22 protein-coding genes are annotated in these 23,691 nt (G+C 68.4%); 15 read left to right on the plus strand and 7 right to left on the minus strand.

The window, feature by feature from the left end; all coding sequences use genetic code 11:
• Nucleotides 1–548, minus strand: a 548-nt coding sequence (locus A8M77_RS28930; RefSeq protein ID WP_272947462.1) for an FGGY family carbohydrate kinase, incomplete at its 3' end; no start/stop codon positions are given.
• Between the two features lie 23 nt (nucleotides 549–571).
• On the minus strand, nucleotides 572–1,342 hold the full coding sequence (locus A8M77_RS28935) for a DeoR/GlpR family DNA-binding transcription regulator (RefSeq protein WP_086924923.1): 771 nt from the start codon (nucleotides 1,340–1,342) through the stop codon (nucleotides 572–574).
• Nucleotides 1,343–1,440: 98 nt separating this feature from the next.
• On the opposite strand from A8M77_RS28935, the gene glpD reads away from it, so the two are divergent.
• The 8 genes from glpD (at nucleotide 1,441) to A8M77_RS28975 (ending at nucleotide 9,895) form a co-directional block, all read left to right on the plus strand.
• Nucleotides 1,441–3,096: a glycerol-3-phosphate dehydrogenase gene (gene glpD, locus A8M77_RS28940; protein WP_086924924.1), complete on the plus strand. Its 1,656-nt coding sequence runs from the start codon at nucleotides 1,441–1,443 to the stop codon at nucleotides 3,094–3,096.
• Nucleotides 3,087–4,163: an ABC transporter ATP-binding protein gene (locus tag A8M77_RS28945; RefSeq protein ID WP_086924925.1), complete on the plus strand. Its 1,077-nt coding sequence runs from the start codon at nucleotides 3,087–3,089 to the stop codon at nucleotides 4,161–4,163. Before glpD ends, A8M77_RS28945 begins: the two co-directional genes overlap by 10 nt.
• A gap of 1 nt (nucleotide 4,164) precedes the next feature.
• A complete protein-coding gene (locus A8M77_RS28950) occupies nucleotides 4,165–5,235 on the plus strand; it encodes an ABC transporter ATP-binding protein (RefSeq protein ID WP_086924926.1) in 1,071 nt (356 codons plus the stop codon).
• Nucleotides 5,232–6,122 carry a carbohydrate ABC transporter permease gene (locus A8M77_RS28955; protein ID WP_086924927.1) on the plus strand — a complete coding sequence of 297 codons (891 nt, stop codon included), beginning with the start codon at nucleotides 5,232–5,234 and terminating at the stop codon, nucleotides 6,120–6,122. The genes A8M77_RS28950 and A8M77_RS28955 overlap by 4 nt, the downstream gene beginning before the upstream one ends.
• Nucleotides 6,119–6,931, plus strand: a complete 813-nt coding sequence (locus tag A8M77_RS28960) for a carbohydrate ABC transporter permease (protein ID WP_086924928.1) — start codon at nucleotides 6,119–6,121, stop codon at nucleotides 6,929–6,931. The genes A8M77_RS28955 and A8M77_RS28960 overlap by 4 nt, the downstream gene beginning before the upstream one ends.
• 26 nt (nucleotides 6,932–6,957) lie before the next feature.
• Nucleotides 6,958–7,266, plus strand: a complete 309-nt coding sequence (locus A8M77_RS28965) for a DUF2160 domain-containing protein (RefSeq protein ID WP_086924929.1) — start codon at nucleotides 6,958–6,960, stop codon at nucleotides 7,264–7,266.
• Between the two features lie 245 nt (nucleotides 7,267–7,511).
• A complete protein-coding gene (locus A8M77_RS28970; RefSeq protein ID WP_086924930.1) occupies nucleotides 7,512–9,242 on the plus strand; it encodes an ABC transporter substrate-binding protein in 1,731 nt (576 codons plus the stop codon).
• Between the two features lie 92 nt (nucleotides 9,243–9,334).
• Nucleotides 9,335–9,895 carry a histidine phosphatase family protein gene (locus tag A8M77_RS28975; protein WP_202820671.1) on the plus strand — a complete coding sequence of 187 codons (561 nt, stop codon included), beginning with the start codon at nucleotides 9,335–9,337 and terminating at the stop codon, nucleotides 9,893–9,895.
• On the opposite strand, the gene A8M77_RS28980 is transcribed toward A8M77_RS28975, so the two are convergent.
• From A8M77_RS28980 to A8M77_RS29000, 5 genes are read right to left on the minus strand one after another with little or no spacing between them, the layout of a single operon-like run.
• Complete coding sequence (locus A8M77_RS28980; RefSeq protein WP_086924931.1) at nucleotides 9,896–10,513, minus strand: HD domain-containing protein; 618 nt, start codon at nucleotides 10,511–10,513, stop codon at nucleotides 9,896–9,898.
• 3 nt (nucleotides 10,514–10,516) lie between these two features.
• Complete coding sequence (gene mltB / locus A8M77_RS28985) at nucleotides 10,517–11,578, minus strand: lytic murein transglycosylase B (RefSeq protein ID WP_086924932.1); 1,062 nt, start codon at nucleotides 11,576–11,578, stop codon at nucleotides 10,517–10,519.
• 54 nt (nucleotides 11,579–11,632) lie between these two features.
• Nucleotides 11,633–13,633, minus strand: coding sequence for a transglutaminase family protein (locus tag A8M77_RS28990; RefSeq protein ID WP_086924933.1), 2,001 nt, complete (start codon nucleotides 13,631–13,633; stop codon nucleotides 11,633–11,635).
• On the minus strand, nucleotides 13,627–14,613 hold the full coding sequence (locus A8M77_RS28995; protein WP_086924934.1) for a DUF58 domain-containing protein: 987 nt from the start codon (nucleotides 14,611–14,613) through the stop codon (nucleotides 13,627–13,629). Before A8M77_RS28995 ends, A8M77_RS28990 begins: the two co-directional genes overlap by 7 nt.
• Nucleotides 14,610–15,530 carry an AAA family ATPase gene (locus tag A8M77_RS29000; RefSeq protein ID WP_086924935.1) on the minus strand — a complete coding sequence of 307 codons (921 nt, stop codon included), beginning with the start codon at nucleotides 15,528–15,530 and terminating at the stop codon, nucleotides 14,610–14,612. The genes A8M77_RS28995 and A8M77_RS29000 overlap by 4 nt, the downstream gene beginning before the upstream one ends.
• Before the next feature lie 73 nt (nucleotides 15,531–15,603).
• On the opposite strand from A8M77_RS29000, the gene A8M77_RS29005 reads away from it, so the two are divergent.
• The 7 genes from A8M77_RS29005 to A8M77_RS29035 all read left to right on the plus strand — a co-directional run bounded on the left by A8M77_RS29005 (nucleotide 15,604) and on the right by A8M77_RS29035 (nucleotide 23,689).
• Complete coding sequence (locus A8M77_RS29005; protein ID WP_086924936.1) at nucleotides 15,604–16,557, plus strand: histone deacetylase family protein; 954 nt, start codon at nucleotides 15,604–15,606, stop codon at nucleotides 16,555–16,557.
• Nucleotides 16,558–16,561: 4 nt separating this feature from the next.
• Nucleotides 16,562–17,842, plus strand: coding sequence for a mechanosensitive ion channel family protein (locus A8M77_RS29010; protein ID WP_086924937.1), 1,281 nt, complete (start codon nucleotides 16,562–16,564; stop codon nucleotides 17,840–17,842).
• A gap of 137 nt (nucleotides 17,843–17,979) precedes the next feature.
• Nucleotides 17,980–18,729: an electron transfer flavoprotein subunit beta/FixA family protein gene (locus tag A8M77_RS29015; protein WP_086924938.1), complete on the plus strand. Its 750-nt coding sequence runs from the start codon at nucleotides 17,980–17,982 to the stop codon at nucleotides 18,727–18,729.
• A 12-nt stretch (nucleotides 18,730–18,741) separates the two neighbouring features.
• Nucleotides 18,742–19,677: an electron transfer flavoprotein subunit alpha/FixB family protein gene (locus A8M77_RS29020; protein ID WP_086924939.1), complete on the plus strand. Its 936-nt coding sequence runs from the start codon at nucleotides 18,742–18,744 to the stop codon at nucleotides 19,675–19,677.
• 82 nt (nucleotides 19,678–19,759) lie between these two features.
• Nucleotides 19,760–21,550, plus strand: coding sequence for an acyl-CoA dehydrogenase (locus tag A8M77_RS29025; protein ID WP_086924940.1), 1,791 nt, complete (start codon nucleotides 19,760–19,762; stop codon nucleotides 21,548–21,550).
• A 35-nt stretch (nucleotides 21,551–21,585) separates the two neighbouring features.
• Entirely contained in the window at nucleotides 21,586–22,548 is a 963-nt protein-coding gene (locus A8M77_RS29030) for an NAD(P)H-dependent flavin oxidoreductase (RefSeq protein ID WP_086924941.1), read from the plus strand.
• A 10-nt stretch (nucleotides 22,549–22,558) separates the two neighbouring features.
• Nucleotides 22,559–23,689 carry an acyltransferase family protein gene (locus tag A8M77_RS29035; RefSeq protein ID WP_337590033.1) on the plus strand — a complete coding sequence of 377 codons (1,131 nt, stop codon included), beginning with the start codon at nucleotides 22,559–22,561 and terminating at the stop codon, nucleotides 23,687–23,689.
• Nucleotides 23,690–23,691 lie beyond the last annotated feature (2 nt).

Genomic DNA, 23,691 nt, shown 5'->3' on the forward strand with positions numbered 1-23,691 from the left:
TTGCTCACGTCGCTCACGTGCACCTTGCCACCGGTCAGTTGCCAGATCAGCCAGCTGTCCACCGTGCCGAAGGCCAGCTCGCCGCGCGCGGCCGCCGCGCGGGCACCGGGCACGTTGTCGAGCAGCCAGCGCAGCTTGGTGCCGGAGAAGTAGGCGTCGATGACCAGGCCGGTCTTCTGCTGGATCACGCCGGTCATGCCGTCCTCGCGCAGCTTCGCGCACAGCGGCTCGGCGCGCCGGTCCTGCCAGACGATGGCGTGGTGCACGGGCTGGCCGGTCTTCCGGTTCCACAGCACCGTGGTCTCGCGCTGGTTGGTGATGCCCACGGCGTGGATGTCCGAGGCCTTCAGCTTCGCCTTGGCCAGCACCTCGCGCGCGGTCGCCAACTGGCTGGTCCAGATCTCCATGGGGTCGTGCTCGACCCAGCCGGGCTGCGGGTAGATCTGCGTGAGCTCTTTCTGGGCGATGGCGACGATGCGGCCTTCGTGGTCGAAGACGATGCTGCGGGAGCTGGAGGTGCCCTGGTCGAGGGCGAGCAGGTAGGTCATGGGATGTCCTCGTTCACGCGGATTCAATGTTCGCGTGCGATCTCGCAGCGTACTTGCGCTTGCTCGAGCAATTCGGGGAAGGGCGCCGGCGGATCGGCGTCGGTGTAGAGGCAGTCGATCTGCGACAGCTTCGCCAGCTCCACCATCGCGGGCCGGTTGAACTTGCTGGCATCGGCGGCCAGCCACACTTCGCGCGCCTGGGCGATGATGGTCTGCGCCACCTTCACCTCGCGCAGGTCGAAGTCGCGCAGCGTGCCGTCGGCCTCGATGCCGGAGACACCGATCACCGCGATGTCGACCTTGAACTGGCGGATGAAGTCCACCGTGGCCTCGCCCACGATCGCGCGGTCTCGCGGACGCACCGAGCCGCCGGCCACGATCACCTCGCAATTCGGATTGCCGCTCAGGATGGCCGCGACATTGAGGTTGTTGGTGATCACCCGCAGCCCGGCGTGATGCATCAGTGCCTTGGCGATGGCCTCGGTGGTGGTGCCGATGTTGAGGATCAGCGAACAGTCGTTCGGCACCCGCGCTGCCACTGCGCGCGCGATGCGCGCCTTGCCTTCGGCATGCAGGCTTTCGCGCTGCTGGTAGCCGATGTTCTGGATGGTCGAGCTCGGCACCCGCACGCCACCGTGGAAGCGCGTCAGCAGGCCCTCGTCGGCCAGGCGCTGCACGTCGCGGCGCACCGTCTGGAGGGTCACTTCGAGCATGTCGGCCAACTGTTCGACGGTGACCGATCCGCGCGCGCGCACGGTGTTGAGGAGCTTGAGTTGGCGGGGATTCGAATTCACGCGAGCAATGAGGGGGCAGGGCGCGTCACTTTAGAACGAAAGAAAACGAATGGACTTGAGGGTTAACACCAGGGAAAATCGCGCATTAAGGAACCAAAATGAAAAAAAGCGAAAACGCCCTAGGCGAGATCCGTGAAAAAAGTCACAGCAACGTGAGTGTCCGCCCTTCATCCTCTTCGGCCCAGCAGGCCACCTGCGACGTGCTCATCGTCGGCGGTGGCATCAACGGTTGCGGCATCGCACGCGACCTGGCCGGGCGCGGCTGGCGGGTTCTGCTGTGCGAGAAGGACGACCTGGCGGCGCACACCTCGTCTTCCTCCACCAAGCTGATCCACGGCGGCCTGCGCTACCTCGAGTACTACGAGTTCTCGCTGGTGCGCAAGGCCCTGCAGGAGCGCGAGGTGCTGCTTCGCAGCGCGCCGCACATCATGTGGCCGCTGCGCTTCGTGATGCCGCACGATCCCTCGATGCGGCCGACGTGGATGGTGCGCATCGGCCTCTTCCTCTACGACCACCTGGCGCGGCGCGAGGTGCTGCCGGGCTCGCGCGGGATCGATCTGCGCGCGCATCCGGCCGGCGCGCCGCTCAAGCCGGCGTGGACGCGCGGCTTCGTCTACTCCGACGGCTGGGTGGACGATGCGCGGCTGGTGGTTCTCAACGCGCTCGATGCGCGCGCCAAGGGCGCCGAGGTGCTGACACGCACGCGCTGCCTGAGCGCGCAGCGCGACGCCCAAGGCTGGACCGCGGTGCTGGAAGGCCCGGCCGGCCGGCGCACGGTGCGCGCCCGCGCGGTGGTGAACGCCGCGGGGCCCTGGGCCGAGGCCTTCCTGCGCGGCGTGGCGCAGCCCGCCCGCGGCGAGGCCCTGGCCACGCGGCACCTGCGGCTGGTCAAGGGCAGCCACATCGTGGTGCCGCGCCTGTTCGAGCACGACCACGCCTACATCTTCCAGAACCCGGACAAGCGGATCATCTTCGCGATCCCCTACCAGGACGCCTTCACGCTGATCGGCACCACCGACATCGAGCTCGGGGGCGACGACCCCGGCGCGGCGCGCATCGCCGCGGAGGAGATCGACTACCTCTGCACGCAGGCCAGCCGCTATTTCGAGAAGCCCATCCGGCCGGCCGACGTCGTGTGGACCTACTCGGGCGTGCGCCCGCTGCTCGACGACGCCTCCGGCGACCCCTCGGCGGTGACGCGCGACTACATGCTCGAATCCAACACCACGGCCGCGCCGCTGCTGTCGGTGTGGGGCGGCAAGATCACGACCTTCCGCAAGCTCGCGGAGGACGCGGCCGACGAACTGGGCCGCATGCTGGGCGAGGCGCGCCCGGCCTGGACAGAGGGTGCCTTCCTGGCCGGCGGCGACCTGTCGGCATGGATCGGCGCGGCGCGCCGGCCCGACGAGGATTTCGAGCGCTTCGTCTCGGCGGTTCGTGCGAAGCATCCCTGGCTGGAGGCCACGTTCGCGCGCCGGCTGGCGCGTGCCTACGGCGCCCGCATTGCGGCGGTGATCGGCGACGCACAGGCAATGGCCGACATGGGCGAAGCGGTGGCGCCTGGCCTGCATGAGCGCGAACTGCGCTACCTGCGGGACGAGGAATGGGCGCGCAGTGGCGAGGACGTCCTCTGGCGCCGCTCCAAGCTCGGCCTGCACTTCACACCCGAGCAGCGCGAACGCGTCGACACATGGATGCGGCAGCAGGCGCGCATGCCGCGGCAGCAAGAGCAAGAAGGAGTTGCATGCAACTGACACTCGAGCGCGTCACCAAGAAGGTGGGTGCGCAGACCTGGCTCTACGAGCAGAGCATCGCGCCGAAGCGTGGCGCGGTCACGGTGCTGCTCGGCGCCACCCAGTCCGGCAAGACCAGCCTGATGCGGCTGATGGCCGGGCTGGACACGCCCACCGAGGGCCTGGTCCTGGTCGATGGCAAGAACGTGACCGGCGTGCCGGTGCGCGAGCGCAATGTCGCGATGGTCTACCAGCAGTTCATCAACTACCCCTCGCTGAAGGTGGCCGACAACATCGGCTCGCCGCTCAAGCTGCGCGGCGAGAAGAACATCGAGGCGCGCGTGCGCGAATTGGCGGAGAAGCTGAGCATCGGCCAGTTCCTCGACCGCTATCCCGCCGAGCTGTCGGGCGGCCAGCAGCAGCGCGTGGCCCTGGCGCGGGCGCTGGCCAAGAACGCGCCGCTGGTGCTGCTCGACGAGCCCCTGGTCAACCTCGACTACAAGCTCCGCGAGGGCCTGCGCGAGGAACTCACCCAGCTGTTCGCCACCGGCGACTCGACCGTGATCTACGCCACCACCGAGCCCGGCGAGGCGCTGCTGCTCGGCGGGCACACGGCGGTGATGGACGCGGGCGAGCTGCTGCAGTACGGGCCCACCGCCGAGGTCTTCCATGCGCCCCAGTCGCTGCGCGTGGCGCGTGCGTTCAGCGACCCGCCGATGAATCTGCTGGCCGGCCGCGTGGCTGCCGGCGGCATTCAGCTCGCGGGCGGGCCGCTGGTGCCGCTGACGCTGTCGGCGGGCATCGAGGGCGCCGTGACGGTGGGACTGCGCGCCAGCGCGCTCGACGTGGCGGCCCGCGAGGGCGACATCGCCATTCCCGGCAGGGTGGAGCTGGCCGAGATCTCGGGCTCCGACACCTACGTCCACGTCGAGACCCTGGTGGGCGAACTGGTGGCGCAACTCACCGGCGTCCACCGCTTCGAGCTGGGCACCGCGATCACGCTGTATTTCCCGGCCACGCAGGCCTATGTGTTCGACGCGTCGGAGCGCTTGGCCGTGGCGCCCGCCTGGCGGCGCAAGGGTGGTTGACATGGCACGCATCGACCTCGACCTGGCCCACGCCTACCGGCCCAACCCCACGCAGGAGAGCGACTACGCGCTGCTGCCGCTGACCATGAGCTTCCGCGACGGCGGCGCCTACGCCTTGCTCGGCCCCTCGGGCTGTGGCAAGACAACCATGCTCAACATCATTTCGGGCCTGCTGGTGCCCTCGCGGGGCACCGTCAGCTTCGATGGGCGCGACGTCACGCATGCGTCACCGCAGGAACGCAACATCGCCCAGGTGTTCCAGTTCCCCGTGATCTACGACACCATGACCGTGGCCGAGAACCTCGCCTTCCCCCTGCGCAACCGCAAGCTCCCCGCCGCGCAGATCAAGAAGCGCGTGGGCGAGATCGCCGAGATGCTGGACATGAGCGGCCAGCTCAACCAGCGCGCCGCGGGCCTGGCGGCCGACGCCAAGCAGAAGATCTCGCTGGGCCGCGGGCTGGTGCGCAGCGACGTCTCGGCCGTGCTCTTCGACGAGCCGCTGACCGTGATCGATCCCAACCTCAAGTGGCAGCTGAGGCGCAAGCTCAAGCAGATCCACCGCGAACTCAAGCTCACGCTGATCTACGTCACGCATGACCAGGTGGAGGCGCTGACCTTCGCCGAGGAGGTGGTGGTGATGACGCGCGGCAAGGCGGTGCAGGTGGGCAGCGCCGACGCGCTGTTCGAGCGGCCGGCCCACACCTTCGTCGGCCATTTCATCGGCTCGCCGGGCATGAACTTCCTCCCGGCGCAGAGCAGCGGTTGGTCGCTGGAGGTCGCGGGGATGCGGCTCACCACCCAGCGGACCTTGCCGGAGGGCGCGCTGAAGCTCGGCATCCGGCCCGAGTACGTGACGCTCGCCGAGCCCAACGCGCCCGGCGCCCTGCCGGCGACGGTGATGCAGCTGCAGGACGTGGGCACGCACCAGATGCTGACCGCGCAGATCGGGGAAAGCGTGATCAAGGCGCGCCTGGATTCCGATGCGGCGGTGCCGCCCAAGGGCGAGGCGGTGTGGCTGAAGGTGGTGGACACGCACACCTGCTTCTATCGGGACGAGGAGTTGGTCGCATGAACGGCAACAACAAGCCCATCAACCAGAAGGCCTGGTGGCTGGTGCTGCCGGTGCTGCTGTGCGTGGCCTTCTCGGCCATCGTGCCGCTGATGACGGTGGTCAACTACTCGGTGCAGGACATCATCTCGCCCGAGCGCCGCGTGTTCGTCGGCACCGAATGGTTCGCCTCGGTGATGCGCGACGACGAGCTGCATGCCGCGCTCGGCCGGCAGCTCGTTTTCTCGCTGGCGGTGCTGCTGGTGGAGATCCCGCTGGGCATCTGCCTCGCGCTGTCGATGCCGGCGACCGGGTGGAAGTCTTCCGCCGTGCTGGTGATCGTCGCGCTGTCGCTGCTGATCCCCTGGAACGTGGTCGGCACCATCTGGCAGATCTACGGCCGCGCCGACATCGGTCTGCTGGGCTACGCGCTGCAGAAGCTGGGCGTCGACTACAACTACACCGGCAGCGCGGGCGATGCCTGGTTCACCGTGCTGGTGATGGACGTCTGGCACTGGACGCCGCTGGTCGCGCTGCTGTGCTATGCCGGCCTGCGTTCGATCCCCGACGCCTACTACCAGGCCGCGCGCATCGACGGCGCCAGCCGCTTCGCCGTGTTCCGCTACATCCAGCTGCCCAAGATGCGCGGCGTGCTGATGATCGCGGTGCTGCTGCGCTTCATGGACAGCTTCATGATCTACACCGAGCCCTTCGTCCTCACCGGCGGCGGCCCGGGCAATGCCACCACCTTCCTGAGCCAGTACCTGACGCAGAAGGCCGTGGGCCAGTTCGACCTGGGCCCTGCGGCGGCCTTCTCGCTGATCTATTTCCTGATCATCCTGCTGCTGTGCTTCATCCTCTACAACTGGATGCAGCGGGTCGGTACGCAGGAAGCGGAGGTGGAGAAATGAACGAGAAGAGATTCCGCAAGCGCAGCATCTTCCTGCTGCTCTACATCCTGTTCGCCCTGTTGCCCATCTACTGGATGATCAACATGAGCTTCAAGACCAACGAGGAGATCCTGTCGAGCTTCTCCTTCTTCCCGCAGCAGTTCACCTGGGCCAACTACGCGCGCATCTTCACGGACGAGTCCTGGTATTCGGGCTACATCAACAGCCTGATCTACGTCGGCATCAACACGGTGGTCTCGCTGACGGTGGCGCTGCCGGCCGCCTATGCCTTCTCGCGCTATTCCTTCCTCGGCGACAAGCACATTTTCTTCTGGCTGCTGACCAACCGGATGACGCCGCCGGCGGTTTTCCTGCTGCCTTTCTTCCAGCTCTACACCACGGTGGGGCTGATGGACACGCACCTGGGCGTGGCGCTGGCGCACCTGCTGTTCAACGTGCCGCTGGCCGTGTGGATCCTGGAAGGCTTCATGAGCGGCATTCCGCGCGAGATCGACGAGACGGCCTATATCGACGGCTATTCCTTCCCGCGCTTCTTCCTCACCATTTTCCTGCCGCTGATCAAGGCGGGCGTGGGCGTGGCCGCCTTCTTCTGCTTCATGTTCAGCTGGGTCGAGCTGCTGCTGGCGCGCACGCTGACCAGCGTGAATGCCAAGCCCATCGTGGCGACCATGACGCGCACGGTGAGCGCCTCGGGCATGGACTGGGCCACGCTGGCGGCGGCCGGCGTGCTGACGATCGTGCCGGGCGCGATCGTGATCTGGTTCGTGCGGCACTACATCGCGAAGGGCTTCGCGATGGGGCGGGTCTGAGGCCAACAACAAGAAAGGAGTGCTGGATGTTCGAATGGATGGTCTGGACCACCCCGGTGGCCGTCTTCTTCTGCTGCATCGCGCTGATGCTCGTGTGCATGACCGTGTGGGAAATCAAGTCGCCCACCACGCTGCGCCGCGGCTGGCTGCCGATGGAAACCACGCGCGGTGACCGGCTCTTCATCGGGCTCTTGGTCGCCGCCTACATCAACCTGATCTACATCGGGCTGGCCGGCAAGCTCCAGGAATGGATGGAGCTGGAGGCCGAACCCTCCATCTGGATCAGCTTCGTGCTGTCGATGCTCGTCCTGGCGCTGATCATGCGCAAGGGTTGAAAGAATCCATTGCTGCTCCACCACGCTTTGTTCACCCCCATGTCGCACGAACCCGCCTCTTCAGTCGGGGAACACCGCGGAACCGGCTTTGCCGGGCCGCTGGTGTTGCCCCCGGCGAGGGGGTTGGCGGACCACACGAAGTGGGGAAGCCTGGGGGAGAGCTCTATTCCACGCTGTCCGGCTCTTCGCTTTCCCGGGGCCGGGATCTGCACAACACCGGGAAGCAACTCGAGGAGACATTCATCATGAAGATTCGCTACACAGCGTTGGCACTGGCAGCGGCCGCCTGTGCCATGCAGAGCGCGGGGGCCGGCGAGGCAGAGGCCAAGAAGTGGATCGACAGCGAATTCCAGCCGTCGACCCTGAGCAAGGAGCAGCAGACGGCAGAGATGAAGTGGTTCATCGACGCCGCCAAGAAGCTGCAGGGCAAGGGCGTGCGCGAGATCTCGGTGGTGTCGGAAACCATCACCACGCACGAGTACGAGTCCAAGACGCTCGCCAAGGCCTTCGAGGAGATCACCGGCATCAAGGTCAAGCACGACCTGATCCAGGAAGGTGACGTGGTCGAGAAGCTGCAGACCTCGATGCAGTCGGGCAAGTCGATCTACGACGGCTGGATCTCCGACTCCGACCTGATCGGCACGCACTACCGCTACGGCAAGATCATGAACCTGACCGACTACATGGCCGGCAAGGGCAAGGAGTACACCAACCCCGGGCTGGATCTGAAGGACTTCATCGGCACCAAGTTCACCACCGCGCCGGACGGCAAGCTCTACCAGCTGCCCGACCAGCAGTTCGCCAACCTCTACTGGTTCCGCGCCGACCTGTTCGCGCGCCCGGACCTGAAGGAAAAGTTCAAGGCCAAGTACGGCTACGACCTGGGCGTGCCGCTCAACTGGAGCGCGTACGAGGACATCGCCGAGTTCTTCAGCGTGGACGTGAAGACCATCGACGGCAAGCCGATCTACGGCCACATGGACTACGGCAAGAAGGACCCGTCGCTGGGCTGGCGCTTCACCGATGCCTGGCTCTCGATGGCCGGCACCGCCGACATCGGCACGCCCAATGGCCTGCCGATCGACGAGTGGGGCATCCGCGTGGGTGACGACAAGTGCACGCCGGTGGGTGCCAGTGTGTCGCGCGGCGGCGCCACCAACTCGCCCGCGGCGGTCTACGCGCTCACCAAGTACGTGGACTGGATGAAGAAGTACGCGCCCAAGGAAGCCACCGGCATGACCTTCGGCGAGGCCGGCCCGGTGCCGGCGCAGGGCCAGATCGCGCAGCAGATCTTCTGGTACACCGCCTTCACCGCCGACATGACCAAGGCCGGCCTGCCGGTGGTCAATGCCGACGGCACGCCCAAGTGGCGCATGGCGCCTGGCCCGAACGGCCCGTACTGGAAGCAGGGCATGCAGAACGGCTACCAGGACGTAGGCTCGTGGACCTTCTTCGCCGCCCATGACGAGAACCGCACGGCGGCCGCGTGGCTCTATGCGCAGTTCATCACCGCCAAGACCACCTCGCTGAAGAAGACCATGGTGGGCCTGACGCCGATCCGCGAGTCCGACATCCAGTCCAAGGCGATGACCGACATGGCGCCCAAGCTGGGCGGGCTGGTCGAGTTCTACCGCAGCCCGGCGCGCGTGGCCTGGTCGCCCACCGGCACCAACGTGCCCGACTACCCCAAGCTCGCGCAGCTGTGGTGGAAGAACGTGGCCGAGGCCGTGACGGGCGAGAAGACCCCGCAGAAGGCGATGGACAACCTGGCCGACGAGATGGACAACGTGATGGCCCGCCTGCAGCGCGCCGGCATGGCCAAGTGCGCGCCCAAGCTCAATGCCAAGGGCGATCCGAACAAGTGGCTGAGCGACCAGCACGCGCCGTGGAAGAAGCTGGCCAACGAGAAGCCCAAGGGCGAGACCATCGACTACGAGAAGTTGCTGACCGCCTGGAAGGAAGGCAAGGCACGCTGAGCGCCTGAAGGCGCCCTGTTCCGAGGGCTGCGGTGCGAAAGGCACCGCAGCCCTTTTTGCTTTGGGGTCTGTGCCTTTGCTAGCCTTCGCGGATGCATGGACGACGCGATCTCATCCTCCTGGCCGCGGCCCTGCTGCTGCAGCGTGCCCATGCGCAGCAGGGCGGCGATGCGATGGCCGGGCGCCTGCGTGCCGGGGGCTGTGCACTGCTGTGGCGCCACGCGCAGACCACGCCGGGCGTCGGCGATCCGCCCGGCTTCAGCCTGGCGCAGTGCAGCACCCAGCGCAACCTGAGCGATGCGGGCCGCGCCCAGGCGCGCGCGGCCGGCGAATGGTTCCGCAGCCGCGGCCTGGCGCCACGCGCGGTGCGTTCCAGTGCCTGGTGCCGCTGCAAGGACACGGCGGACCTGGCCTTCGGCGCGCACGAGTCCTGGACACCCCTCAATTCGAGCTTCGGCAATGCCGCGGTCGCGCCCGAGAACCGGTCGCTGCTGCTGGCGGGGCTGGCGCGCATCCCGGCGGGCACCTTCGAGGTGTGGGTGACGCACCAGGTCAACATCACGGCCTTCACCGGCGAAGCGGTGGCGATGGGGGAGGCGGTGGTGGTGGACCGCGACGGCCAGGTCGTGGCCCGCGGAGGCTTCGGCGCCTGATCAGCCGATGGCCTGGCGCAGGTTGAAGCGGGCCTGTGCCTCGCGTTGCGCGCGGATCGACGGCGTGAGGTAGAGCGGCTCGCGCGCCAGGAAGGCGCCGAGGATCTGGCGCCGCCTCGGCTCGAAGACCTCGGGCGGCACGTGCGCGTATTCGATGCGGATCTGCCGCTCGTATTCGGCGAAGCGCTCGATCGGCGCGCCGAGGATGGCAAGGTCGATGTCGACCAGCAGTTGCGCATCGGCATCCTGCGGCTGGGCCTGGTGCCGGGTCGCCATCACCAGCGCGTGGACGCGCTGCGCGGCATCGGCCGGTGCGCCGGCGCCCAGCAGCGCCTGCCGAGCCCAGTCGGCGCTCAGCGCCTCGTTGTCGTGCCGGTGCACGTCGTAGATCGCGTCGTGGAACCAGAGCGCCAGCGCGATCTCGGCCGGCCGCCGCGCGTGGGTGCGCTCGCGGGCCAGGCCTTCGAGGCATTCGTCCAGGTGCTGCAGGGTGTGGTAGGCGCGATGCGGTTCGCCGTAGCGCGCCTGCAGGCCGGCAAGCAATGCGTCATCGGGCGCAGCCGTGCCGAGTTCGCGCCATGCGTCGAGCCAGGCCGCGCGGCGCGCCTCGGGCTGCATCGCCTATGGCTCCATCGCGGCGCGCACCTCGCGCCCGAGGTCGATCACCGACATCGCGTAGTAGCTGCTCCAGTTGTAGCGCGTGATCACGTAGAAATTCTGCGTGCCGGCCACGTAGCTGGGCGCGTCCGCGCCGTTCTGCAGCTCGATCAGCGCCAGCAGGCCCTTGTGCTTCAGCGCGTCGCCCTCGAGCACGGCGCCGCCGGCCACGAAGGCGTCGGCGCTGAAGCTGGGCAGGATGTCGGGGGCCAGCAGCACGTCCTTCTTGAGTCGGGCCTCGTCGAAGCCGACGGCGTAGATCGAGGGCATGCCCGGCGTCCAGCCGAAGGCCTTGAAGTAGTTGGCCACCGAGCCGATCACGTCGGCCGTGTTGTTGACCAGGTCGATGCGGCCATCGCCGTCGTAGTCGATCGCGTACTTGGCGATGCTGCTGGGCATGAACTGCGGCATGCCCATGGCGCCGGCGTAGCTGCCCACCGGCACCATCGGGTTCTCGGCGGTGCGGCTCTCGGTGCTGAGGAAGCTCTCCAGCTCGCCGCGGAAGAAGGCCTGGCGCTCGGCCGCGCGGGGGTGGCCCTGCGGGAAGTCGAAGGACAGGGTGGCCAGCGCATCGATGACGCGGAAGTTGCCCATGTTGCGGCCGTAGATGGTCTCGACGCCGACGATGCCGACGATGATCTCGGCCGGCACGCCGAACTCGGCCTCGGCCCGCGCCAGCGTGTCGGCATTGGCGCGCCAGAAGCGCACGCCGGCGCCGATGCGCGCCGCGTCGATGAAGCGGCTGCGGTAGACGCGCCAGTTCTTCGCCGTGCCGCGCGGCGCCGGCAGCATCAGGCGCGGCACGTTGGGCAGCAGGCGCGCGTTGCCGATGGTGGCGCGCACCCAGGCGCGGTCGAGGTTGCGCCGCGCGGCCACGTCGTCGGCGAAGCGCATCGCGTCCTCGCGCATGGCGTAGGGCGTCTCTCCGCGCACGACCTTCTGCGCCGCGGCAGGGAGGATGGTGAGGGCGGCGCCCAGGAGGACGAGCGTCGACGAGAGGAGGGCGGTCGGAAGGAGGCGGCGCATGGGGCTCGATTGTGCCGCCCGCGTGCTGCCGGCCCGGACGGGACACATGTGGTTTCAGCGCGGCCAGGACAGGCGCCGGAACTCGGCGCGCAGGGCGGCGAGGCCCGGTCCCGGCGTGGCGGCGTAGCGCTGCGCCTCGAGCTTGAGCAGCCAATCCTGCGCCGCCTGCGCACCGCCGCCGAAGCGCTCGGCCAGCCGGGCCGCCATCTGGCGCGGCGGCGCCGCCTCGGGCAGCTCGATGCCGGCCTGGGCCAGCCGTGCACGCGCCTGGCCCAGGAGCCTGAGCCAGGGGTCGTGCTGGCTGCGTTCCCACAGCGTCCAGCCGGCGCCGGCGAGGCTGGCCACCACCAGCAGGAGCAGCAGCACCGTCGCCAGGTCCTCGAGGCTGGGCGCGTCGAAGCCCAGGTTCTTGAGCAGGTCGAGCTGGCGGTTCTGGGTGTAGTTGAGCACCCACTGGTTCCAGCCGTTGTTCAGCGCCTCCCAGGCGGCGCGAAGGTTCTGCGCCAGCGTGGGGCTGACCGCGACCATCGCGCCTGCGAACAGGCCCGGTTGCGGCGCCAGCCGCTGGAACTGGCCGATGCGGTCCGGCGAGATGGCGGCGGTGGGATCGACCCGCACCCAGCCCCTGCCTTCCTGCCACACCTCGGCCCAGGCATGGGCGTCGCTGTGACGCAGCGTCCAGTAGTTGTCCACGCCGTTGATCTCGCCGCCCTGGTAGCCGGTGACGATGCGCGCCGGGATGCCGAGGGCGCGCATCAGCACCACGAAGGCCGAGGCGATGTGCTCGCAGAAGCCGGCCTTCTTGTCGAACCAGAACTCGTCGGCGGTCTCGTCGCCGTACACGTCGGGCTCCAGGGTGTATCTGTAGCCGCCGGTGCGCAGGCGCTGCAGTGCGGCCTGCACGAAGGCCGGCGTGTCCGCGCCGGCGAGCGCCGGGTCGCCTTTCATCTGTGCGGCCAGCGCGGCGGTGCGCGGGTTGGAGCCGGGCGGCAGCGCCGCGAGGTTGCGCAGGCTGGCATTGCGGCGCAGCGGCCCGCTCTCGAAGCGGGTGAAGCTGCGGGCGCGGTAGCGCACCATGTCGCTGATCGGCCGGGTCGCCGCCCATTGCAGCTCAGGCGTGCCGAACAGCTCGTAGCCGGGCAGTTCGGGTTTGGCAGGAGTGGCATCCAGCGTGAGCAGCCAGGGGCGGTTGCTTGGCTCGAGCGTGACCTCGTAGCCGACGGCCTGGCCCTGCACGCGCAGGTCCTGCGGCGCGGCGCCGCGCGAGAACAGCGGCGCGGCGGTCCATTCGCGGCCGTCGAACTGCGTGAGCACCGGGCCGCGGAAATACAGCTCCTGCTGCGGCGGCGCGCGGTCGCCGTCGAACTTGATGCGCGCCGCGATGCCGTCGTCCAGCGCGAGCCGCGCGATGCTGCCGACCTTCATGCTGTTCGACAGGCCGGTGCGGCCGGCCATGGCGTCGCTGGGCGTGCCCCACAGCGGCGCCATGCGCGGGAAGAGCAGGAACAGCGCCAGCATGATCGGCGCGCCGAGCAGCGCCATCCATCCTGCCGTGCGCCCCGCCTGCATCAGCGGTGGCCGGCCCACCGGCATGTGGGCGTTGACCAATGCGGTCAGCAGGCCCAGCAGCGCCAGCAGCATCGCGAAGGCGGTCGGGAGCGACTGCGAGTAGAAGAAGTTCGTGAGCATCGTGAAGAAGCCCAGGAAGAAGACCACGAAGGCATCGCGGCGCGCGCGCAGCTCCAGCGTCTTGAGCGCCAGCAGGATCACGATCAACGTGACGCCGGCGTCGCGGCCGAGCAGCGTGCGGTGGGTGGCGTAGGTAGCGGCCAGCGTGACGGCGAGCAGGGCGATGCGCCACCACTTGCCCGGCAGCGGCTTGGCCTGCACGGCCAGCGCGCCGCGCCACAGCAGCACGACGGCCGCGAGGGTGCTGCACCACCAGGGAATGTGGGGAAGCTGCGGCAGGAGGATGAGGGCGATGACCGAGAGGAGGAAGAGGGTGTCCCGGGCTTCTCGGGGGAGGGACTGGAGCTTGCGGGAGAGGTTCAGCATAGCGCCAGCACCTCCAGGCACCGCCGGCGGTGCGCTTCCCCTTGTGCCGGCGCCACCGTCCTTCCCGCGACCCGCAAGCCGTAGTCCACGCCCAGCCGATCCGCCATCAGCACCCACGCGCAAAGCCGCGACACCCGTCCCTCCGGATCTCCCAGGCCCGTCGCTTGCGCATCCAGCCACAGCTCCTGCCGCTGCGCCTGCTGCGTGTCCCGGCTCACGAGCTCTTCCGACCCGACGGCCTGCGCCCGTGCCGCGCGCTTCCACACCACCAGCTTCAGCGGATCCCCGCGCCGGTAGGCCCGCACCCCGTCGTACTCGCCGGCCACGCTGGCCCGCAGCGCCGAAGAGGCGGCCTGCCCGGCCAGCGGCTCGCCTGGCGGCAGCGGCGGCGGATGCAGTTCGGGGGCCGGGTACACCAGCACCTGCGCAGCCGGCCGCCACACGGTCCACACGCGGAAGGTGCCGAGCGGAAAGCGGGTCTCGGCCGTCAACGTCGGAACCGGGTGCAATCCGCGCCGGTCGGCCTTGAACGCGACCTCGACCGTCTCGCTGCCCTGCGCCGGCACGTCGCTCCAGGACCACAGCCCGCTGTGGCGGACCGCCAGGCCGATGCCGTAGCGGGTGCTCCGCCGGGTGTTGCTCAACACCACGCGCAGGACGGCCGCCGCCCCCGCGTACTGCGGATCGGGCGCCATCAGCCGCAGCCCCAGCCCGCGCAGCGTTCCATGGCTCACGTGCATGCCGACCGCCACGCTGCCCGCCAGCAGGAAGGTCAGCAGGTAGCCCAGGTTGAGCTGGTAGTTGATGGAGCCGATCAGCAGCAGCAGCAGGGTGGCAGCCAGCATCCAGCCCGCGGGCGTGGGCACGATGTAGACGTTGCGCTGGGTGAGCTCCAGCGTGTCGGAGGGCGGCCGGCGCGACAGGAACCAGCCGTCGACACGCGCGCGGACCGGTGCGAGGAGGCGCGCGGCCGGGTTCACGGGAGGGGGACGGCAGCGATCATGGCGCGCACCTGCTCGAACGCGCCGCGGCCCGCATCGCCGACCGGGGTCATGCGATGGGCGACGGTCTGCGGCAGGACGGCCTGCACGTCGTCCGGTGCCACGTAGTCACGGTTGGCCAGCAGGGCCTGCGCCTTGGCCGCGCGCAGCACCGCGATGCCGGCGCGCGGCGACAGGCCCTGCAGGAACCAGCGGCCGGAGCGGGTGGCGGCGATCAGGTCCTGCACGTAGTTCAGCAGCGGCTCGGCCGCATGCACCTGCAGCACGCGCTGCTGCAGCGCGGTGAGCTCGCCTGCGGTGAGCAGCGCCGGCAGGCCCGCCAGCATCTCGCGCCGGTCGGCGCCGGCGAGCAGGGCGCGCTCGGCGGCGCGGTCGGGGTAGCCCAGCGAGATGCGCATCAGGAAACGGTCGAGCTGCGACTCCGGCAGCGCGAAGGTGCCCAACTGGTCGTGCGGGTTCTGCGTTGCGATCACGAAGAAGGGCGTGGGAAGAGGGCGGGTCTCGCCTTCGACCGTGACCTGCTTTTCTTCCATGGCCTCGAGCAGGGCGCTCTGGGTCTTGGGGCTGGCGCGGTTGATTTCGTCGGCCAGCAGCACCTGCGTGAAGACCGGGCCGGGGTGGAAGACGAAGGACTGCTGCCCGCGGTCGTAGATCGCGACGCCCGACAGGTCGCCCGGCATCAGGTCGGCGGTGAACTGGACGCGCGAGAACTGCAGGCCGAAGGTGTGGGCGAGCGCATGGGCCAGCGTCGTCTTGCCCACGCCCGGCACGTCCTCGATCAGCAGGTGGCCACCGGCCAGCAGACAGGCCACGCAGTCGCGCACCTGCGCCTCTTTGCCCACGATCACCGTGTTAAGCTGACCGAGCAAACTGGCGAGCTTCGCGGCGACGTCCATTTTTGTATCCATATGCAAACAATACCGTAAGCCCTGCGGCCTTGTGCCGCATGAGCCTACGCCGTGACCGACCATGGGCAAAACCGGCTATTTCACACACCGCGACTGCTGGAAGCACGACATGGGCATGGGCCATCCGGAGTGCCCCCAGCGACTCGACGCCATCGAGGACCGCCTTCTGCTGACCGGCGTGGCCGATGCACTTGAGCGCGGCGAGGTGCCGCTGGCCACGCTGCCGCAGATCACGCGGGCCCACAGTGTCGCGCACATGGAGCACCTGGAGGCGCTCAACGACCGCCTGGTGGCCGACGAGCCTGCCGGCGGCCCGAGCTACGCGCAGCTCGATCCCGACACCGCGCTCACGCGCTTCACCATGCTGGCGGCCCGGCGTGCGGCCGGCGCGGCCATCGCGGCGACCGACGCGGTGATCTCCGGCGCGCTGGACAACGCCTTCTGCGCCGTGCGCCCGCCCGGCCACCATGCCTGCCACGACAAGGCGATGGGCTTCTGCTTCTTCAACAACGTCGCGGTGGGCGTGCGCCATGCGATCGAGGCGCACGGCCTGGAGCGCGTCGCGATCGTCGACTTCGACGTGCACCACGGCAACGGCACCGAGGACATCTTCAGCAACGACCCGCGTGTGCTGATGGTGGGCATCTTCCAGCATCCCTTCTATCCCTACAGCGGCACCGACCACCCGGCGTCCAACATGCTCAACCTGCCGGTACCGGCCTACACCAAGGGCATGGACGTGCGCGAGCTCATCGAAGCCTGCTGGATGCCACGGCTGGAGGCCTTCCGTCCGCAGATGGTCTTCGTGAGCGCGGGCTTCGACGCGCACCGCGACGACGACCTGGGCCAGCTGCGGCTCAACGAGAGCGACTTCGCCTGGATCACCGAGCGCATACGCGACGTCGCGCGCCGCCACGCCCAGGGACGCATCGTGTCGATGCTGGAGGGCGGCTACAACCTGGATGCGCTCGCCGCCAGCGTCGAGGCGCACGTGCGGGTGCTGGCGGATCTCTGAGCTGATGAATTTCGACGATTTCACGCAACGCCTCTCGCGGATCGACGCACAAAGCCTCTGGATCGAACTGGCCGTCCTTGTCGGGTGCGTGGCCCTGGCCTGGGGCATCTCCCGCTGGTTCGGGCGCGATCAGCCCAAGGAATCGATCTGGTTTGGCGAGCACACCTTCGACGGCCTGCTGTTCCCGCTGCTCGCGCTGGTGCTGACCGATCTGGCGCGGCGCTTCACGCTCGACTTCCAGCCGGTGCTGGTGCTGCGCATCGCGGTGTCGGTGTTCGTGTCACTGGCGGCGATCCGCTTCTTCGCGCGTGTGCTGCGGGTCGTGTTTCCCGCCTCTGCGCTGGCACGGCTGGTGGAGCGCACCATCTCGTGGATCGCCTGGGTCGCTGCCGTGCTGTGGATCGTGGGCCTGCTGCCCGCGGTGCTCGCCGAGCTGGACAATATCTCGCTGTCCTTCGGCAAGAACCAGGTCAGCCTGCGCACGATGCTCGAGGGCGCGCTGTCGGCCGCGCTGGTTCTGGTGGTCGCCCTGTGGATCGCGTCGACGGTGGAGACGCGCATCCTGCGCAATGCGCTCACCGACCTGTCGATGCGCAAGGTGGCCTCCAATGCGCTGCGCGCCGTGCTGCTGCTGATCGGCCTGCTGTTCGCGCTCTCGGCGGTGGGGGTGGACCTCACGGCGCTGTCGGTGCTCGGCGGCGCCCTCGGCGTGGGCCTGGGCTTCGGGCTGCAGAAGCTGGCGGCCAACTACGTCAGCGGCTTCGTGATCCTGCTGGAGCGCTCCATCCGCATCGGCGACAACGTGAAGGTGGATGGCTTCGAGGGCCGCATCACCGACATCAAGACCCGCTACACGCTGGTGCGGCAGGGCAATGGGCGCGAGTCGATCGTGCCGAACGAGTCGCTGATCACCAGCCGGGTCGAGAACCTCTCGGTGTCGGACCTGAAATTCAACCTCACCACCGCCATCGTGGTCGGTTACGACAGCGACGTGGCCCGCGTGCAGTCCATCCTGTGCGATGCCGCCCGGGCGCAGCCGCGGGTGATCGCCGACCCGGCGCCGGTCGCCTTCCTCACGAACTTCGCGCCCGACGGACTGGAGTTCACGCTCAACTTCTGGATCGCCGACCCGGACAAGGGCAAGGACAACGTGCGCTCGCCCATCAACGTCGCCATCCTCGAAGGGCTGCGCCAGGCCGGCATCGACATTCCCTATCCGCAGCGCGTGCTGCGTGTTGAATCGTTACCTCCGGGTCTATCCGGAACGAGCGAAGCTCGCCTATAATCGTAAAAAAGCACGGTCGTTCTTTTTTCTGCATCGCAGAACGTCGTGATTGAAGTGGACAGTTTGAGAGAGGACCGGTGCCTAAAATCTTCGGTTCCCCTGCACCCCCAGTTTCGCAATTCAATGGAGTCACGCCAATGAAGGTCCTGGTCCCCGTCAAGCGGGTCGTCGATTACAACGTCAAGGTGCGCGTCAAGTCCGACGGCACCGGAGTCGACATCGCCAACGTCAAGATGAGCATGAACCCCTTCGACGAGATCGCCGTCGAAGAGGCGGTGAGGCTCAAGGAGAAGGGCGTTGCCACCGAGATCATCGCCGTCAGCTGCGGCGATGCGAAGTGCCAGGAAACCCTGCGCACCGCCATGGCCATCGGCGCCGACCGCGGCATCCTGGTGGAGACCACCGAAGAGCTCCAGCCCCTGGCCGTGGCCAAGCTGCTCAAGGCCCTGGTCGACAAGGAGCAGCCCCAACTGGTCATCCTCGGCAAGCAGGCCATCGACGACGACGCCAACCAGACCGGCCAGATGCTGGCCGCGCTGGCCGACCTGCCGCAAGCCACCTTCGCCTCCAAGGTCGAAGTCGCCGGCGACAAGGTGAGCGTCACGCGCGAAGTGGATGGCGGCCTGGAGACCATCTCTCTTTCTCTGCCCGCAGTCATCACCACCGACCTGCGCCTCAATGAGCCGCGCTACGTCACGCTGCCCAACATCATGAAGGCCAAGAAGAAGCAGCTCGACACCGTCAAGCCCGAGGACCTCGGCGTGGACGTCAAGCCGCGCCTGAAGACCCTGAAGGTCAGCGAGCCGCCCAAGCGCGGCGCCGGCATCAAGGTGCCCGACGTGGCCACGCTGGTGGACAAGCTCAAGAACGAAGCCAAGGTGATCTGAGGGAAGACTGACATGACCGTACTCGTTATCGCAGAACACGACCACGCCACCGTCAAGCCGGCGACCCTGAACACCGTGACCGCGGGGATTGCCTGCCAGAGCGGCGATGTGCATGTGCTGGTGGCCGGCGCCAATGCGGCAGAAGCCGCGGCCGCGGCCGCCAAGATCGCCGGCGTGGCCAAGGTGATCGCTGCCGACAGCCCCAGCCTGGCGGAGAACCTCGCGGAGAACGTGGCCGCTCAGGTGCTGGCCATCGCCAAGAACTACAGCCACATCCTGTTCCCGGCGACGGCCAACGGCAAGAACGTGGCGCCGCGCGTCGCGGCCAAGCTGGACGTGGCGCAGATAAGCGACATCACCAAGGTGGACAGCCCCGACACCTTCGAGCGGCCGATCTACGCCGGCAACGCCATCGCCACCGTGCAGAGCAGCGATGCGATCAAGGTGATCACGGTGCGCACCACCGGCTTCGACGCGGCAGCCGCCACGGGGGGCAGCGCCACTGTGGAGAACGCCGAGGGCGTGGCCGACAGCGGCAAGAGCAGCTTCGTCGGACGGGAAGTGACCAAGAGCGAACGCCCCGAACTGACGGCGGCCAAGATCATCGTCTCGGGCGGCCGTGCGCTGGGCAGCGCGGAGAAGTTCCAGGAGGTGATGGCGCCGCTGGCGGACAAGCTCAACGCGGGCCTGGGTGCATCGAGAGCAGCCGTCGATGCGGGCTACGCCCCCAACGACTGGCAGGTGGGCCAGACGGGCAAGATCGTCGCCCCGCAGCTGTACATCGCAGCCGGCATCTCCGGCGCGATCCAGCACTTGGCGGGCATGAAGGACTCCAAGGTGATCGTGGCGATCAACAAGGACCCGGAGGCGCCGATCTTCTCGGTGGCCGACTACGGGCTGGAAGCGGACCTGTTCACGGCCGTGCCGGAGCTGGTCAAGGCACTCTGAGCGCCACATTCGACTGAAGACAGGGCATCGTTCGCGATGCCCTTTTCGCATCCGCCTCGCCCCACGTCGCATTGGAGACACCATGAGCTACACCGCCCCCGTCAAGGACATGCTGTTCGACATCGAGCACCTCGCGAACATCGCGCAGGTGGCGCAGATGCCGGGCCTGGAGGACGCCGGCCTCGAAACCGCGCAGGCCGTGCTGGAGGAATGCGCGCGCTTCAACCAGGACGTGATCGCGCCGCTCAACGTGGCGGGCGACAAGCATCCCTCGTCCTTCAAGGACGGCAAGGTCGCGACCACGCCGGGCTTCAAGGAAGCCTTCGCCCAGTACGTGGCGGGCGGCTGGCAGGGGCTGCAGCATCCGTCCGAGTTCGGCGGCCAGGGCCTGCCCAAGACCATCGGCGCGGCCTGCGGCGAGATGCTCAACTCGGCCAACCTGAGCTTCGCGCTGTGCCCGCTCCTGACGGATGGCGCGACCGAGGCCTTGCTGACGGCCGGCTCCGACGAACTCAAGGCGATCTACCTCGAGAAACTCGTGAGCGGCCAGTGGACCGGCACCATGAATCTGACCGAGCCGCAAGCCGGCAGCGATCTCGCGATGGTGCGCAGCCGCGCCGAGCCGCAGCCCGATGGCACCTACAAGATCTTCGGCACCAAGATCTTCATCACCTACGGCGAGCACGACATGGCCGAGAACATCGTGCACCTGGTGCTCGCGCGCGTGTCCGGCGCGCCGGAGGGCGTGAAGGGCATCAGCCTGTTCGTGGTGCCCAAGTTCATGGTCAACGCCGACGGCTCGCTGGGCGCGCGCAACGACGTGCATTGCGTCAGCATCGAGCACAAGCTGGGCATCAAGGCGTCGCCGACGGCGGTCCTCCAATATGGGGACCATGGCGGCGCCGTCGGCTACATCGTCGGCGAAGAGAACCGCGGCCTCGAGTACATGTTCATCATGATGAACGCCGCCCGTTATGCGGTCGGCGTGCAGGGCATCGCCCTGGCCGAGCGGGCCTACCAGCACGCGGTGGCGTACGCGAAGGAACGGGTGCAGAGCCGCCCCGTCGACGGCTCGATCAACGCCAGCGCGCCGATCATCCACCACCCCGACGTCAAGCGCATGCTGATGACGATGCGCGCCTACGTCGAAGGTTGCCGCGCGATGGCCACCACCGCGGCGGCGGCCTACGACGCGATGCACCACCATCCGGATGCGGAAACGCGCCGGCAGAATCAGGCCTTCTACGAGTTCATGGTTCCGCTGGTCAAGGGCTACAGCACCGAGATGAGCCTGGAGGTCGCATCGCTGGGCGTGCAGGTGCATGGCGGCATGGGCTTCATCGAGGAAACCGGCGCGGCGCAGTACCTGCGCGACGCCAAGATCCTCACCATCTACGAAGGCACGACCGCGATCCAGGCCAATGACCTGGTGGGCCGCAAGACGGCGCGCGACGGCGGCCAGGTGGCCAAGGCGATCGCGGTGCAGATCGAGAAGACGGAGGCCGAGCTGGGCGAGAGCGGCAGCGCCGCCGCGGCCTCGATGGCCGCGCGCCTGAAGGCGGCGCGCGAGGCCTTCCTCGACGTGGTGGGCTTCGTGGCAGGGCAGACCAAGGCCTCGCCCAACGCGGTGTTCGCCGGCAGCGTGCCCTACCTGATGCTGGCGGGCAACCTGGCCGCGGGCTGGCAACTGGCCCGCTCGCTGCTGGCGGCCGAGCGGCTGGCCGCGGCCGGCACCGACGTCGACTTCATGAACGCCAAGATCGCCACCGCCCGCTTCTACGCCGAGCACATCCTCAACAAGGCACCCGGCCTGCGCGACAGCATCGTCGACGGCGCCGGGAGCGTGACGGCGCTCGCGCTCGAAGCCTTCTGATCACACATCTTTCACATCCTGAACCCGGAGATTCCATGTCCAAGCTTCCTCCCGTGCTTGCCAAGCTTCCCCTGCCGATCATCGGCTCGCCGCTGTTCATCATCAGCAACCCCAAGCTGGTGATTGCGCAGTGCAAGGCGGGCGTGGTGGGCGCGATGCCCGCGCTCAATGCGCGTCCGGCCTCGCAGCTGGAGGACTGGCTGGCCGAGATCACCGAGGAGCTGGCGGCCTACGACAAGGCCAACCCGGACAAGCCGGCCGCACCCTTCGCGATCAACCAGATCGTGCACAAGAGCAACGACCGGCTCGAGCACGACATGGAGATGGTGGTCAAGTACAAGGTGCCGATCGTCATCACCTCGCTGGGTGCGCGCACCGACGTCAACGACGCGGTCCACAGCTACGGCGGCGTGACGCTGCACGACGTCATCAACAACGCCTTCGCCCGCAAGGCGATCGAGAAGGGCGCCGACGGCATCATCGCGGTGGCGGCCGGGGCCGGCGGCCACGCGGGCATCAAGAGCCCCTTCGCGCTGGTGCAGGAGATCCGCCAGTGGTTCGATGGCCCGCTGGCCCTGTCGGGCTCGATCGCCACCGGCGGCGCGGTACTGGCGGCACAGGCCATGGGCGCCGACTTCGCCTACATCGGCACCGCCTTCATCGCCACCCAGGAGGCGCGCGCGAGCGACGACTACAAGCAGGCCATCGTGGAGGGCACGTCGGACGACATCGTGTACTCCAACCTCTTCACCGGCGTGCACGGCAACTACCTTGCGCCCAGCATCGTGGCCGCGGGCATGGACCCGGCCAACCTGCCGCAGGGCGACGTGAAGACCATGAATTTCGGCGGCGGCGAGGGCAGCAAGGCCAAGGCCTGGAAGGACATCTGGGGCTCGGGGCAGGGCATCGGCGCGGTGACCGAGGTCGCCAGCGCCGCGGCTTTCATCGACAAGCTCAAGCGCGAGTATGAGGAAGCGCGCCAGCGCCTCGCCATCTGAGCACAGCCCCATGTCAGAACTTCCCGTACCGATCGCGGCATCGCGCATGCCGTTGCTCGACACGGTGAAAGGGCTGGCCTGCGTGCTGATCGTGGGTCACCATCTCGCGCGCTACGGCCCGCTGCCGGAAGGCGCATCGCCGCTGGCCCCGCGGCTGTTCGAGTGGCTGGCCCAGGATGGCCGGCTCGCGGTGCAGGTGTTCCTGGTGCTGGCGGGCTTCCTGGCGGCGGGCAGCCTTGCCCCCGAAGGCCTGCTGCGGATCGACCGGCCGTTGGCGCGCGTGTTCCAGCGCTACGGCCGTCTGGTCATGCCCTATCTGGCGGCGCTCAGCTTCAGCGTGCTGGTGGCGGCGCTGGTGCGGCCCTGGCTGAACGACGAGGCGGTGCCGGCCGCGCCGGGCATGGCGCAGCTTCTGGCGCACGGCCTGCTGCTGCAGGATCTGCTCGGCTACGAGGCGCTGTCCACCGGCGTGTGGTACGTGGCGATCGATTTCCAGCTCTTCGTGCTGGCGCTCGCGGCGATCGGCCTGGCCGGGGTGCTGCAGCGGCGCGCATCCCTGGCGCCGGAGCGCGCGCGCTGGCTGGCGGTGGCGCTGGTGCTGCTGCTGGCCGTCGCCTCGCTCGCGGTGTTCAACCGCAATGCGGCGCTCGACGACACCGCGCTCTATTTCTTCGGCGCCTACGGCCTGGGCATGCTGGTGTTCTGGATCGGGCGTGCCACGCGGCGCAGCACCTGGCGGTTCGCAGTGGCCCTGCTGCTGCTGGTGGGCGCATCGGCCCTGGCGCTGGAGTGGCGCAGCCGCATCGCGATCGCGCTGGTCACGGCGCTGCTGCTGGCGGTGGCCCAGCGCCGCGAGCACCTCTCGCTGGCCGCCTGGCCGCCGCTGGTGGGGCTGGGGCGCATTTCGTACTCGCTGTTCCTGATCCATTTCCCGGTGCTGCTGCTGGTGAGCGCCGTGGTCGAGCGGCTGGCGCCGGACAGGCCATGGATCGACCTGTTCGGCCTCCTGCTGACCTTCGTCCTGTCGGTCCTGGCGGCGGTCGCGCTGTACCGCTGGGTCGAGTCGCGGCCGGCCACCTGGCGCGGCGTGCTGGCGCTGTTCGCGGCCCTGCTGGCTTGCGGCGCGGTGGCGCCGGCCTGAGA

Origin of the sequence: Variovorax sp. JS1663, from assembly GCF_002157355.1 — a bacterium.
In the GTDB taxonomy this organism is placed as follows: Bacteria; Pseudomonadota; Gammaproteobacteria; order Burkholderiales; family Burkholderiaceae_C; genus Variovorax.

Bases quoted from the DNA above. Each gene is read 5' to 3' on its own strand.
- A8M77_RS29025 (WP_086924940.1), top strand. From the start codon at position 19,760: ATGAGCTACACCGCCCCCGTCAAGGACATGCTGTTCGACATCGAGCAC.
- A8M77_RS28960 (WP_086924928.1), top strand. From the start codon at position 6,119: ATGAACGAGAAGAGATTCCGCAAGCGCAGCATCTTCCTGCTGCTCTAC.
- mltB (WP_086924932.1), bottom strand. From the start codon at position 11,578: ATGCGCCGCCTCCTTCCGACCGCCCTCCTCTCGTCGACGCTCGTCCTC.
- glpD (WP_086924924.1), top strand. From the start codon at position 1,441: ATGAAAAAAAGCGAAAACGCCCTAGGCGAGATCCGTGAAAAAAGTCAC.
- A8M77_RS29035 (WP_337590033.1), top strand. From the start codon at position 22,559: ATGTCAGAACTTCCCGTACCGATCGCGGCATCGCGCATGCCGTTGCTC.
- A8M77_RS28955 (WP_086924927.1), top strand. From the start codon at position 5,232: ATGAACGGCAACAACAAGCCCATCAACCAGAAGGCCTGGTGGCTGGTG.
- A8M77_RS29030 (WP_086924941.1), top strand. From the start codon at position 21,586: ATGTCCAAGCTTCCTCCCGTGCTTGCCAAGCTTCCCCTGCCGATCATC.
- A8M77_RS29000 (WP_086924935.1), bottom strand. From the start codon at position 15,530: ATGGACGTCGCCGCGAAGCTCGCCAGTTTGCTCGGTCAGCTTAACACG.
- A8M77_RS28975 (WP_202820671.1), top strand. From the start codon at position 9,335: ATGCATGGACGACGCGATCTCATCCTCCTGGCCGCGGCCCTGCTGCTG.
- A8M77_RS28950 (WP_086924926.1), top strand. From the start codon at position 4,165: ATGGCACGCATCGACCTCGACCTGGCCCACGCCTACCGGCCCAACCCC.
- A8M77_RS28945 (WP_086924925.1), top strand. From the start codon at position 3,087: ATGCAACTGACACTCGAGCGCGTCACCAAGAAGGTGGGTGCGCAGACC.
- A8M77_RS28980 (WP_086924931.1), bottom strand. From the start codon at position 10,513: ATGCAGCCCGAGGCGCGCCGCGCGGCCTGGCTCGACGCATGGCGCGAA.
- A8M77_RS29005 (WP_086924936.1), top strand. From the start codon at position 15,604: ATGGGCAAAACCGGCTATTTCACACACCGCGACTGCTGGAAGCACGAC.
- A8M77_RS28990 (WP_086924933.1), bottom strand. From the start codon at position 13,633: ATGCTGAACCTCTCCCGCAAGCTCCAGTCCCTCCCCCGAGAAGCCCGG.
- A8M77_RS29010 (WP_086924937.1), top strand. From the start codon at position 16,562: ATGAATTTCGACGATTTCACGCAACGCCTCTCGCGGATCGACGCACAA.
- A8M77_RS28965 (WP_086924929.1), top strand. From the start codon at position 6,958: ATGTTCGAATGGATGGTCTGGACCACCCCGGTGGCCGTCTTCTTCTGC.
- A8M77_RS29020 (WP_086924939.1), top strand. From the start codon at position 18,742: ATGACCGTACTCGTTATCGCAGAACACGACCACGCCACCGTCAAGCCG.
- A8M77_RS29015 (WP_086924938.1), top strand. From the start codon at position 17,980: ATGAAGGTCCTGGTCCCCGTCAAGCGGGTCGTCGATTACAACGTCAAG.
- A8M77_RS28970 (WP_086924930.1), top strand. From the start codon at position 7,512: ATGAAGATTCGCTACACAGCGTTGGCACTGGCAGCGGCCGCCTGTGCC.